This is a genomic window from Pseudomonas agarici (genome assembly GCF_900109755.1).
In the GTDB taxonomy this organism is placed as follows: domain Bacteria; phylum Pseudomonadota; class Gammaproteobacteria; order Pseudomonadales; family Pseudomonadaceae; genus Aquipseudomonas; species Aquipseudomonas agarici.
Genome location: NZ_FOAR01000033.1, coordinates 39,977 through 53,339, shown reverse-complemented (window position 1 = coordinate 53,339; position 13,363 = coordinate 39,977). Strand labels below are relative to the sequence as shown.

Genomic DNA, 13,363 nt, shown 5'->3' with positions numbered 1-13,363 from the left:
GCCTTTTTTCGTCTGCTGTGAGCACAAAAGCAAACGCCCCGAACAAGTCGGGGCGTTTGCTGGAACCACCATTAGTGTGTTTTCACACAGTCTGGACTGGCGGGGCTTTTTTCCCCACATCGTGCTGGTTTGAGCCTTCGCTCCAGATGCCCTTGGCAGTGCGGGCGATATGACACGGGTTGATGCGCCATGCCGGACATCCGTTGCTCCTGAGCGAAAAGAGGAAGGAACGATTGTGCTTTCGAGCACTGCCGACTTGGACGACACCTGAAAAAACCAGAACCCTCCTACAACCACTGGCCCACAGCGAAAACCACCCGCCGCCATCGCGCTCCGCTGAACTAATCTCCCCCCTCGCCGATACATTGAAGGCACGGAGCCACTGTTCTGCTTGTCAGCCCGACGCGCTTAATGCAACCTTGCCTAACGCGCCAGAAAAAGGGTCATTACCCGCGTGATCAGTACTCTTGAAGCGAGCTCTCAATGAAAAGCCAACCCGATGTCGCCAATAGATTGGCGACCGAGGTCGTGACGCAATTACCGGTGCCCTCGCGGCTCGGTATGCTGCGTTTCGAACGGCTGAATGAAGTCAGCTGGGCGCTGTTGTTTCTCGACCCCAATTGCGAACGCCAGTTCGGCCAGCCGGCCATCGAACTTTGTGCCTTGGTCGGCTCGCCCTACGCCAGCCTGATGGAGCCCGACGCTCGCTATCGCCTGCATGAGGCCATCCAGGCGCAACTGGTGGAAAACCCGCATTACCTGATCCGCTATACGTTGCATACCACACTGGGTCCGCTGACCTTGTTGGAACTGGGCGAAGCCTACAAACAACACAATCGCCATCTGTTGCGTGGCTACCTGCTAGTGGTCGAGGGATTGCTCGACCAGGAGCCGGGATTGCCCGTGGCCGACCTGGAAACCCAAAACAGTCGCTTGCAGATCGCCCTCCAATTGAACCAGCGCGCCCAGCAGGAACAACTGCAACACCTGGACCGGGTGCGCGCCCAGCAAGACCTGATCCTGCGCCTGGCCCGCCAGCGCTACAGCCTGAACAACTCGCTGCGCGAAGCCGCTGAGCTGATCACCCGCAGTGCCTGCGATATCTACGCAATCGACAGTGCGAGTATCTGGTATCTCGAAGACCAGCGCCTGGTGCCGATCTCCGCCTATCATCGCGCCAGCCAGGAATACGTGGTACCGCAAGTGATCGATGCGAGTCACTTCCCCGACTACCTGGAAGCCCTGCATACCAGCCGCGCCATCGACGCCCATAACGCCATTCGCGACCCACGCACACGCAAGATGGCCGAAAGCCTGCGACCCCAAGATATCAACGCCATGCTCGACGCCAGCATCCGTATCGACGGCCAGGTGGTCGGCGTGCTGTGCCTGGAACAGACCGGTCAGACCCGTGCCTGGCAATCGGATGAAATCGCTTTTGCCGGAGAGCTGGCGGACCAGTTCGCCCAAGTCATCAACAATCACAACCGGCGTACCGCCACCAGCGCCCTGCACCTGTTCCAGCGCGCGGTCGAGCAAAGCGCCAATGCTTTTCTGCTGGTCAATTGCGACGGTGTGGTGGAGTACGTCAACCCGAGTTTTACCGCCATCACCCAATACAGTACCGAGGAAGTCCACGGCCAGAAACTCTCTGAGCTGCCGGCCCTGGAAAACCTCAGCGAACTGCTGTTTGACGCAGCGTCGAGTCTGGCCAAGAGCAACAGCTGGCAGGGCGAGTTCAAGAGCCGGCGCAAGAACCTCGAACCCTACTGGGGCCAACTGTCGATTTCCAAGGTCTACGGTGACAACCGCGAGCTGACCCACTACATCGGCATCTACGAAGACATCACCCAGACCAAGCTCGCACAGCAGCGCATCGAACGCCTGGCTTATACCGACAACCTGACCAATCTAGGCAACCGCCCGGCGTTTATCCGCAACCTCGACGAGCGCTTCGCCCGGGACAGCGACTCGCCCATCAGCCTGCTTCTGGTGGATATCGACAACTTCAAGCGGATCAACGACAGCCTCGGCCACCAGACCGGTGACAAGCTGCTGATCAGCCTGGCCCGACGCCTGCGCAACAGCCTGAGTCCGAGCGGCAGCCTGGCACGCTTTGCCAGCAACGAATTCGCGGTGCTGCTGGACGACACCGACCTGGAGACCGGTCAACAGATCGCCAACCAATTGCTCACCACCCTCGACAAGCCGATGTTCGTCGATAACCAGTTGATCAGCGTCACCGGCTCTGTCGGCCTGGCCAGCGCACCGCTGCACGGACGCGACCCACAGACGCTGATGCGCAACGCCGGCCTGGCGCTGCACAAGGCCAAGGCCAACGGCAAGCATCAAGTCCAGGTTTTTACCGAAGCGCTGAACGCCGAAGCCAGCTACAAGTTGTTCGTCGAGAACAACCTGCGCCGCGCTCTGACCCAGAACGAATTGGACGTGTTTTACCAACCCAAGTTGTGCCTGCGCAGCGGGCGCCTGCTGGGAATGGAAGCGCTGTTGCGTTGGAATCATCCGGAAAAGGGCATGATTCGCCCGGACCAGTTCATCAGCGTGGCCGAAGAAACCGGCCTGATTATTCCGATCGGCAAATGGATCGCCCGCCAAGCCTGTCGCATGAGCAAGAAACTGACCGCTCGTGGCCTGGGCAACCTGCAGGTGGCGATCAACCTGTCGCCCAAGCAGTTCTCCGATCCCGACTTGGTGGCGTCCATCGCCAGTATCCTCAAGGAAGAGCAACTGCCACCGTCGCTGCTGGAGCTCGAACTGACCGAAGGCCTGCTGCTGGAAGCTACCGAAGACACCCACCGGCAGCTCGACCAATTGAAGAAACTCGGCCTGACCCTGGCCATGGATGATTTCGGCACTGGCTACTCGTCCCTGAGCTATCTGAAGAAATTCCCGATCGATATCATCAAGATCGACCGCAGTTTCATCCATGAAATCCCGGATAACCAGGATGACATGGAAATCACCTCCGCCGTGATTGCCATGGCCCACAACCTCAAGCTCAAAGTGGTGGCCGAAGGCATCGAGACCTCCGCGCAACTGGCGTTCCTACGTCGCCACCGTTGCGACGTCGGCCAGGGCTATCTATTCGACCGGCCGATCCCCGGAATCGAACTGGTCCGCCAGCTCAGACGTTATCCGCGCGGTCCTTTAGCCTGACAGCGCTGTAACACTCGGGCACACTGGCGGTCTACTACAACACTACAGCTTATCCCAACCTGACTGAGAGGACTGCGATATGGCCTTGCGCTCGGAAATTCTGGTGAACAAAAACGTGCTCCCTACCAAAGAACAAGCTCTACCTGGCCGCGAAACCCCGATCGCGGTACCGGACAAACATTTCGTCAATGACCACCCGCTGCTGGGTCCGTTTCCTGGCAATGTCGAATTCGCGATCTTCGGCCTGGGTTGCTTCTGGGGCGCGGAACGACGCTTCTGGCAATATAAAGGGGTGTACAGCACCGCAGCGGGCTACGCTGGCGGCTTTACGCCCAACCCCACCTACGAAGAAGTCTGCTCGGGCCTGACCGGCCATAGTGAAGTGGTGCTGGTGGTGTATGAACCGGAAAAAGTCAGCTATGAAGAGCTACTGGCACTGTTCTGGGAACTGCACGATCCCACCCAGGGCATGCGCCAGGGCAACGATATCGGCACCCAGTACCGCTCGGTGATCTATGCCACCAAGCCGGCCCAATTGGAAGCCGCGAAGAACAGCGCACAAGTCTACCAGGCCGAATTGACCAAGGCCGGCCTCGGCACCATTACTACAGCAATCGAGGAGGCGCCGACCTTCTTCTACGCCGAGGCTTATCACCAACAATACCTGGCGAAAAATCCCGAAGGTTATTGTGGCATCCGTGGCACGGGAGTGACCTGCCCAATCTGAAGCCCTGCTGGCAAGGGTCGCGAGCGGGCGCCAGGCTCTGAGCGCCCCAACAGTTACTCGGTAATCAACCAGTCCATCCGCCAGTCACCCTGGGTCTGCCCCAGTTTTTGCGCCAGCCACGGCAGCAATTGGCGCAACTCTTCTTCCAGGCCCCACGGCGGATTGGCAATCGCCAGGCCCGAGCCGTTCAGGCTCGCCGGCGTATCCAAAGGGTGCACCAGCAACTCCACGCGCAGCAACTTCGGCGCGCCGGTGCCGGCCAAGTCCTGGTAGAAACGCTTCAGGGCACGTTGATCCTTGATCGGATACCAGATCACCGCCACCGTCTGGCGCATGCGACTAATGGCCTCCTTCAACGACGCGGCACAGCGCTGCATCTCGTCGAGCTGTTCGAACGGTGGATCGATCAGCAGCACCGCACGCTTCTGCGCGACCGGCAACAGCGCCCGTGCGACATGCCAGCCTTCGCCCAGGTGCACCGCCACTCTTCGATCACCCTTCATGTTGTCCTTGAGCAGCTTGCCGTCTTCCGGGTGTTTTTCATTGAGCAACACACGGTCCTGGGCACGGCTCAAGCGCCTCGCCAGTTCTGGCGAACCAGGGTAATAACGCAATTGGCCATCCGGGTTCATCTCGTGCAGCACGCGCAGATAGTCGGCAGTTACCGCCGGCAGATCCTGTTCGCCCCACAAGCGACCGATCCCCTCAAGGTATTCGCCGGTGCGGCTGGCCTGGTCGCCCTTGAGGTCATACAGGCCGATACCGGCATGGCTGTCGAGGTAGGCGAACGGCTGCTCCTTGCGCGCCATCAGCGCGATCAGGCGGGTCAGGACCAGGTGTTTCAAGACATCGGCGTGATTGCCGGCGTGAAAGGCGTGACGGTAGTTCATGGCGACTCCTGCGAAGGAGGCGAAGTTTACCCTGTGGTCCAGCCGCCGTCAGGTCGCAACGTACAAACGGCAGGGCTGGGCGCTGACATACTTCCCGCTATCTGCCGTGATAACGTCGTTTCCCCACCCATGAAGGACCTGAAAACAATGACCGTCCGCTACGCCAAGATTATCCTGAGCCTCACCCTTGCCGCCTTCGCCTTTATGGTCACCTTCAACAACATCACCGATTACGGCTCCAACTTCGCCTTTGTCAGCCATGTACTGAGCATGGACACCACCTTCGCGAACAATGCCGCGATGTACCGTGCGATCACCACACCGGTGCTGTGGCATGCCGCCTACTGGCTGATCATCTTCGGCGAAGGTCTGACCGCCGTGCTGCTGGCCCTGGGCGCACTGTCACTGTGGCGAGCGCGCAAGGCCGATGCCGCCACCTTCGCCCAGGCAAAGAAGTGGGTCGTTGGCGGCGCAACCCTGGGTTTCCTGGTCTGGTTCTTCGGCTTCATGGTGGTAGGCGGGGAATGGTTCCTGATGTGGCAATCGCCGATCTGGAATGGCCAGGAATCTGCTTTCAGGTTTTACATGGCGATCCTTGGCGTACTGATCTTCGTGAATCAAGCGGACGCCGAGCAGGCTCGATAGCCATCTCATGTAGGCAACAACCTCCTACAACTTTTTTCATATCAAACTTTTGGATTTTTCACACAACTTGATAGGAACCTGCTGATAGGCAACACAACGGTCACGGGATATCAAGTTGGCTTCGCGTGCCAATAAGCACGGAAGTTCAACTTACCCCGGAACGAAACTGCCATGACCCAACCCTACGCCTTTATCAACGAGCGCATACAAGGCTACTCGATGTTGAAATCATCGTTGTCACTGGGTAGAAACGCCGCCACGAAATTCGACACCCTGAACGCCCATATTCACAATATGATGGTTCTGCCAGGTCAGATTGTTATCGTCGGCGACGACTCAACAATGTCCTGTACCGCCGAAGAGGCCCGCCTGATGGAGGCCGGCTGGAGGGTCAGGCACGCTCTGGCAAGCAATTTGGCACGCTCGGACGGCTTTATCCTGGAAAACTATGATCTCTTGCAGATGCTACTGGGCAACGCCGCCCTGGGCCTCGGCAGCGCAAGCAATGCCTGGAACAAACACTTGACAGCGGTGAGCAGCACACTGCAAGAAATCGAAGCGCTGCATAAACACTCCCTCAGCAGAAGTGGCGGCAGGGATGAATTCCTCGCGCAAAGAAGGCTGTTATTCGCCAAGCTGGATGCCCAATTGGAAGGATTCGCCCGCTACGGCACAGGGCTGCGCAATAGAGGATCGATCAAGAAAATGTTGGGTATTTCCACCCGGAGCTACGTCCAGAGTGGCGAGATCAAAAGTTATGCCTCGACATTAGACAGTATATCCAGGACCGCCAACCATCTTAAAAAAGGAACGCCTATCGGAATCGCCTTGGACACCACGGCTACCGCACTGGAAATAAGAGAAGCCTGTTCCAGCGGGCGAGAAGAACAGTGCCGAGAGGCCAAATTCGTCGAAAGCGGCAAGCTGGCCGGCAACGTCGCGGGAGGCTTGATTGCTGGCCCTGCCAGTGTTTGGGTATGCGTTACGATCCTAGGCATTACCACAGGCCCAGGAGCTTTGAGTTGTCTTGTTGTCAGTGGAGTAGCCGGGGGAGCAATGTTCGGCGGCTTGGTTGGAGGAGCCGGTGAAAGGACGGGTGAGAAACTATATCAATGGACAGCCCCATGACTCTCCCCCCCTCATTCTGCATAGATTGTGCTGTCATGCTCTGGATTATCGTTAACCTGCTGGTCGTGGCGGCTCTTGCCCATTGGAAGCTGGATCGAATGGAAAAGCTATTGGACAAATGCTCATTGATCATTGATTCGAAAATCGGCTGGGGCAAGGGGTTCATGGGTCGAACAAGAAGAGTCAGCATGGTAGCAGCCGCTCTCTCACGCCCTCTACTGCACCCTCGATGCACTGTTATCGATCTAGAGCAAATACGTCAATTCCCCAAAGGCCTTAAGAGACTGGTCGTAGGCGTCCATATTTCAATAGTGCTCTGCTGCATAATGATATTGCTATCTCCGTATTGGAAAAGCTGACTCGTAACCCGGCGAGCCATTATACAAATGAACAACTCCATGACCCTCCCACTCTCATTCTGGCTATCTGCCGGTGTCATGCTCTGGCTGATCATTAATATATTGATCCTGACGACTCTTGCCTATTGGAAGCTGTAGCGAATGGAGAAACTATTGGATAAATGCTCCTTGGTCATGGACTCGAAAGTCGGCTGGGGAGAAGAGTTTATAGGGCGAACAAGGAGAGTCTCTGTAGTAGTCGCCATTCTCTCACGTCCCCTGTTGCACCCTCGATGCAGCGTTATCGATCTAGAGCAAGTGCATCAGTTTCCCGAAGGTTTGAAGAGGGCCGTTATAGGCCCCCATATTTCACTGTTGCTTTCCGGCATGGCGCTATTGCCACTGCACTATTGGAGGAACTGAGTCGTGGTGGCTGCATTTTTCGCCCTTCCAAAAAAAACGGCCCATCCCCATAAAGAGACGAGCCGTTTTTCGATCACGCTGTGTTCAGGGTCTCAACCCCACGCCATCAGCGGTCCTGGCGGAACTGCTTCTCTGCTGCGTCGAAACGCCGCAGCATCAGCGCCGAAGGCTTGCCCAACTTGCTGACGATATAGATCGCAAGGCTGGCGAACAGGAAACCTGGGATGATTTCGTACAACCCCAGCAGGTTGAAGTGTTTCCAGACAATCACCGTGATCGCGCCAACCAGAATCCCGGCCAATGCGCCATTGCGGGTCATGTCCTTCCAGATCACCGAAATCAGTACCACCGGACCGAATGCCGCGCCAAAGCCGGCCCAAGCGTAGCTCACCAGCCCCAGTACGCGGTTTTCCGGATTCGCCGCCAAGACGATGGCAATTACCGCCACCAGCAGCACCATCGCCCGGCCAACCCAGACCAGCTCAAGCTGGGAGGCGGATTTACGCAGGAAGGCCTTGTAGAAGTCTTCGGTCAGGGCACTGGAACACACCAGCAACTGGCAGCTCAGGGTACTCATCACCGCCGCCAGGATCGCCGACAGCAGTACGCCGGCAATCCACGGATTGAAGAGGATTTTCGCCAGCTCGATAAATACCCGCTCGGGATTTTCGCTGACAGGACCGGCCACATCGGGATGCGCCGAGAAATAGGCGATACCGAAGAAGCCCACTGCCACGGTGCCACCCAGGCACAGGATCATCCAGGTCATGGAAATGCGCCGGGCCTTGGCAATCGACTTGACCGAATCCGCCGCCATGAAACGCGCCAGGATATGCGGCTGGCCGAAGTAGCCCAGGCCCCAGCCCATCAGCGAAATGATCCCGACGAAGGTGGTGCCCTTGAGCATGTCGAAGTTGCTCGGATCCTTGGCTTCGATGGCCAGGAAGGTGGTGTCGACACCGCCGGTAGCCAGCAGCACGATGATCGGCGTCAGGATCAGCGCGAAGATCATCAGTGTGGCTTGCACGGTGTCGGTCCAACTGACCGCCAGGAAACCGCCGACGAAAGTGTAGGCGATGGTCGCCGCCGCACCGGCCCACAAAGCCGTTTCGTAGGGCATGTCAAAGGTGCTTTCGAACAGCCGCGCTCCGGCGACGATGCCCGAGGCACAGTAGATGGTGAAGAACACCAGGATCACCACGGCGGCGATGATTCGCAACAAGCCACTGCGGTCCTCGAAACGGCTGGAGAAGTAATCCGGCAGGGTCAGCGCATCACCGTTGTGCTCGGTCTGGACTCGCAGACGACCGGCGACGAACAGCCAGTTCAAGTAGGCCCCGACGATCAGGCCAATGGCAATCCAGCTTTCCGACAGACCGGACAGGTAGATGGCGCCTGGCAGGCCCATCAGCAGCCAGCCACTCATGTCGGAAGCACCGGCCGACAGCGCGGTCACCACGCTGCCGAGGCTGCGGCCACCGAGAATATAGTCGGAAAGGTTATTGGTGGAGCGATAGGCCATCAGACCGATCAACACCATTGCGGCGATGTAGATCACAAAGGTGATCAGGGTTGGGTTGCTTACACTCATTCAAAAGTCCTGGCATTGTTTTTATTTAGCGGCGACCCGCAACCGACACAATGACCACTGGCTGTCAGACGGTTGAACGAGTCGAGCATTTATGACTGATATTTTCCCAGGAAAACCATCAGCCGATGACCCCGCTTGCAAGAGGTTGCACCTTGACCATGCATGCTATTAAACAAAACAAACAAGGTGCAACCTGTTTCGTCTGTTTAAGTTGCACCCTTAGGCGTTTCCGGCTTTTCCGATTGTTTCTTGCTCCCTTTCGGAGCAAAAAACAAAGTACTAATAATTGAAAAACTTAAGATCGAAGCGGCACCCACGTGCCGGAAAAAATCTTTCGATCAACCGCGGTTCTTTTCGCGTAAAAAATGGTTGCACCCGGTTGCACCTTGACTATCCCGAAGCTACTCTTGCCGACAGCTAATGCCGCGCAACAGTGGCAACCATGAGGATAAGAAAATGGCTACGACCACCCTTGGGGTCAAACTCGACGACCCGACCCGCGAGCGCCTTAAGGCAGCAGCCCACTCGATTGATCGCACCCCCCACTGGCTGATCAAGCAAGCCATTTTCAATTACCTGGAAAAACTCGAGAGCGGTGCAACCCTGAGCGAACTCAGCGGCACCGTCCGGGGTGAAACCGACGACGCCGGTGAGCTTCAGGCCGACCATGCCCATCAGTGCTTCCTCGAATTTGCCGAAAGCATCCTCCCGCAATCGGTGCTGCGCTCGGCCATTACTGCCGCTTACCGGCGCCCCGAGTCGGAAGTGGTGCCGATGCTGCTGGAACAGGCGCGCCTGCCGGTGGCCATGGCCGAGGCCACCCATAAGCTGGCCTCGAACATCGCGCAAAAGCTGCGCAACCAGAAGAGCGTCGGTGGTCGGGCCGGTATCGTCCAGGGTTTGTTACAGGAGTTTTCGCTGTCGTCTCAGGAGGGCGTGGCATTGATGTGCCTGGCCGAAGCGCTGCTGCGGATTCCCGACAAAGGCACCCGCGACGCGCTGATTCGCGACAAGATCAGCACCGGCAACTGGCACCCGCACCTGGGCAACAGCCCGTCGCTATTCGTCAACGCCGCCACCTGGGGCCTGCTGCTGACCGGCAAGCTGGTCGCTACCCACAATGAAGCCGGCCTGACCTCGTCCCTGAGCCGGATCATCGGCAAAAGCGGCGAGCCGATGATCCGCAAGGGCGTCGACATGGCCATGCGCCTGATGGGCGAACAGTTCGTCACCGGCGAAACCATCGCCGAGGCGCTGGCCAACGCCAGCCGTTTCGAAGCCAAGGGTTTCCGCTATTCCTACGACATGCTCGGCGAAGCGGCCCTGACCGAACGCGATGCGCAGAAATACCTGGCGTCCTACGAGCAGGCGATCCACGCCATCGGCAAGGCCTCCCACGGTCGTGGCATTTATGAAGGGCCGGGCATCTCCATCAAGCTTTCGGCGCTGCATCCACGCTACAGCCGTGCTCAGTACGAGCGGGTGATGGACGAGTTGTACCCGCGCCTGCTGTCGCTGACCCTGCTGGCCAAGCAATATGATATCGGCCTGAACATCGACGCCGAAGAAGCCGACCGCCTGGAGCTGTCGCTGGATTTGCTCGAACGCCTGTGCTTCGAACCGCAACTGACCGGCTGGAACGGCATAGGCTTCGTGATCCAGGCCTACCAGAAGCGCTGCCCGTATGTGATCGACTACGTCATCGACCTGGCTCGCCGCAGTCGTCACCGCCTGATGATCCGCCTGGTGAAAGGCGCTTACTGGGACAGTGAGATCAAGCGCGCCCAGGTCGAAGGCTTGGAAGGCTATCCGGTGTATACCCGCAAGGTGTACACCGACGTTTCCTACATCGCCTGCGCGCGAAAGCTGCTGTCGGTCCCGGAAGTCATCTACCCGCAGTTCGCCACTCACAACGCCCATACCCTGTCGGCCATCTACCATATCGCCGGGCAGAACTATTATCCCGGCCAGTACGAGTTCCAATGCCTGCACGGCATGGGCGAACCGCTCTACGAACAAGTGGTGGGCAAGGTCGCCGAAGGCAAGCTGAACCGTCCGTGTCGCGTGTACGCCCCGGTCGGCACCCACGAAACCTTGCTGGCCTATCTGGTTCGTCGGCTGCTGGAGAACGGAGCCAACACCTCCTTTGTCAACCGCATCGCTGACCAGTCCATCTCCATTCAGGAACTGGTGGCCGATCCGGTCAGCAGCATCGAGCAGATGGCGTTGCAGGAAGGTGGTTTCGGCTTGCCACACCCGCGCATTCCCTTGCCACGCGAGCTGTATGGTCCCGAGCGCGCCAACTCGGCGGGTATCGACATGGCCAACGAGCATCGCTTGGCCTCGCTGTCCTGTGCACTGCTGGCCAGCGCCCATAACAACTGGAAGGCCGCGCCGATGCTGGGCTGCGACGCCAGCAACGAAACCGCGACGGCGGTGTTGAATCCCTCGGATCAGCGCGATCTGGTCGGTTATGTCCAGGAAGCCACGGTCGAAGACGTCGACAATGCCGTCCAATGCGCGCTGAGCGCCGCGCCGATCTGGCAGGCCACCCCGCCGGCCGAGCGCGCCGCGATCCTGGAACGTGCCGCCGACCTGATGGAAGGTGAGATCCAGCCGCTGATGGGCCTGCTGGCCCGGGAAGCTGGCAAGACCTTCGCCAATGCTATCGCCGAAGTCCGCGAGGCCGTGGACTTTCTGCGCTACTACGCAGTGCAGGCCCGCAATGACTTCAGCAACGACGCCCACCGTCCGTTGGGACCGGTGGTCTGCATCAGCCCGTGGAACTTCCCGCTCGCCATTTTCAGCGGCCAGGTGGCTGCCGCACTGGCCGCCGGTAATCCGGTGCTGGCCAAGCCCGCTGAACAGACCCCACTGATCGCCGCCCAGGCCGTGCGCCTGCTGCTCGAAGCGGGGATTCCACAAGGTGTGGTGCAACTGCTACCGGGCCGTGGTGAAACCGTGGGTGCGCGCCTGGTTGGCGACGAGCGCGTCAAAGGCGTGATGTTCACCGGCTCCACCGAAGTCGCCCGCCTGCTGCAGCGCAATGTCGCCGGACGCCTGGATAATCAGGGCCGACCGATTCCGCTGATCGCCGAAACCGGCGGGCAGAACGCAATGATCGTCGATTCCTCGGCGTTGACTGAACAGGTGGTCATCGATGTCGTCTCCTCGGCCTTCGACAGTGCCGGCCAGCGTTGCTCAGCCCTGCGCGTGCTGTGCCTGCAGGAAGACTGCGCCGAGCGTGTGATCGAAATGCTCAAGGGCGCCATGGCTGAATGCCGCCTGGGCAACCCGGAACGCTTGTCCGTGGATATCGGCCCGGTGATCGACGCCGAGGCCAAGGCGGGTATCGAGAAACATATCCAGGCCATGCGCGACAAAGGTCGCAGTGTCTACCAAGTGGCCATCGCTGACAGCGAGGAGTGCAAGCGCGGCACGTTCGTCATGCCGACCCTGATCGAACTGGAAAGCTTCGACGAACTGCAGCGGGAAATCTTCGGCCCGGTGCTGCATGTGGTGCGCTACAAGCGCAAGGAAATCGACTCGTTGATCGCACAGATCAATGCCTCAGGCTACGGCCTGACTCTGGGCGTGCACACACGGATCGACGAAACCATCGCCAAGGTCATCGACACGGTCAATGCCGGCAATGTCTACGTCAACCGCAATATCGTCGGCGCCGTGGTCGGTGTCCAACCGTTCGGCGGCGAAGGCCTGTCGGGCACCGGTCCTAAAGCCGGTGGCCCACTGTACCTGTATCGCCTGCTGGCGACCCGACCGAGCGATGCCATCGAGCAATCGTTCGTGCGTGTCGATGCCCTGAATGCGCCGGATATGCGCTTGCGCGACGCCATGAGCAAGCCGCTGATCGCACTACAAACCTGGGCACGCGCCAACCAGCAACCGGAGCTGGCGGAGTTGTGCACCCAGTTTGCCGCGCAATCGCAAAGCGGCATCACTCGCCCGCTGGTCGGCCCGACCGGCGAGCGCAACACCTATGCCATCCTGCCCCGCGAGCACGTGTTGTGCCTGGCAGCCGTTGAAGCGGACCTGCTGAGCCAGCTCGCCGCCGTTCTGGCGGTGGGCAGTTCAGCGGTATGGCCGGAGGGAGAGCTGGGCAAGGCGCTCCATGCCCGGCTACCCAAAGAGGTCCAGGCGCGCATCCAGCAGGTGGCCGACTGGCAGAAGGACGAGGCGATCTTCGATGCGGTGCTGCATCACGGTCATTCCGACCAGTTGCGGGCGGTCTGTCAGCAGGTGGCCAAACGGGCTGGAGCGATTGTCGGCGTGCAGGGCCTGTCTCAGGGCGAAACCGGTATTGCCCTGGAACGCTTGGTGATCGAACGTGCGCTGAGCGTCAACACTGCGGCTGCGGGTGGTAACGCCAGCCTGATGACCATCGGTTAAATCGCCCGAAAGACCGGGCGCCGACAATAGGCGC

The 13,363-nt window shown here is 59.1% G+C and carries 7 protein-coding genes; 5 read left to right on the top strand and 2 right to left on the bottom strand.

The window, feature by feature from the left end:
• The first annotated feature begins 483 nt into the window (after window positions 1–483).
• Both BMX68_RS22720 and msrA read left to right on the top strand, forming a co-directional pair.
• Window positions 484–3,177 carry a sensor domain-containing phosphodiesterase gene (locus BMX68_RS22720; RefSeq protein WP_017130112.1) on the top strand — a complete coding sequence of 898 codons (2,694 nt, stop codon included), beginning with the start codon at window positions 484–486 and terminating at the stop codon, window positions 3,175–3,177.
• Window positions 3,178–3,256: 79 nt separating this feature from the next.
• The gene (gene msrA / locus BMX68_RS22715; RefSeq protein ID WP_017130111.1) at window positions 3,257–3,904 is read left to right on the top strand and encodes a peptide-methionine (S)-S-oxide reductase MsrA; all 648 of its coding nucleotides are present in this window, start codon (window positions 3,257–3,259) and stop codon (window positions 3,902–3,904) included.
• A 53-nt stretch (window positions 3,905–3,957) separates the two neighbouring features.
• Here msrA and BMX68_RS22710 read toward each other — a convergent pair whose 3' ends face one another.
• The gene (locus BMX68_RS22710; RefSeq protein WP_017130110.1) at window positions 3,958–4,794 is read right to left on the bottom strand and encodes a 23S rRNA (adenine(2030)-N(6))-methyltransferase RlmJ; all 837 of its coding nucleotides are present in this window, start codon (window positions 4,792–4,794) and stop codon (window positions 3,958–3,960) included.
• Window positions 4,795–4,941: 147 nt separating this feature from the next.
• On the opposite strand from BMX68_RS22710, the gene BMX68_RS22705 reads away from it, so the two are divergent.
• Window positions 4,942–5,439, top strand: a complete 498-nt coding sequence (locus BMX68_RS22705; protein ID WP_017130109.1) for a DUF2165 family protein — start codon at window positions 4,942–4,944, stop codon at window positions 5,437–5,439.
• A gap of 171 nt (window positions 5,440–5,610) precedes the next feature.
• Entirely contained in the window at window positions 5,611–6,567 is a 957-nt protein-coding gene (locus tag BMX68_RS22700; RefSeq protein WP_017130108.1) for a hypothetical protein, read from the top strand.
• Between the two features lie 867 nt (window positions 6,568–7,434).
• Here BMX68_RS22700 and putP read toward each other — a convergent pair.
• A complete protein-coding gene (gene putP, locus BMX68_RS22690) occupies window positions 7,435–8,919 on the bottom strand; it encodes a sodium/proline symporter PutP (protein ID WP_017130105.1) in 1,485 nt (494 codons plus the stop codon).
• A 456-nt stretch (window positions 8,920–9,375) separates the two neighbouring features.
• Here putP and putA point away from each other — a divergent pair, with 456 nt between their 5' ends.
• On the top strand, window positions 9,376–13,329 hold the full coding sequence (putA, locus tag BMX68_RS22685; protein ID WP_017130104.1) for a trifunctional transcriptional regulator/proline dehydrogenase/L-glutamate gamma-semialdehyde dehydrogenase: 3,954 nt from the start codon (window positions 9,376–9,378) through the stop codon (window positions 13,327–13,329).
• Window positions 13,330–13,363: the final 34 nt, after the last annotated feature.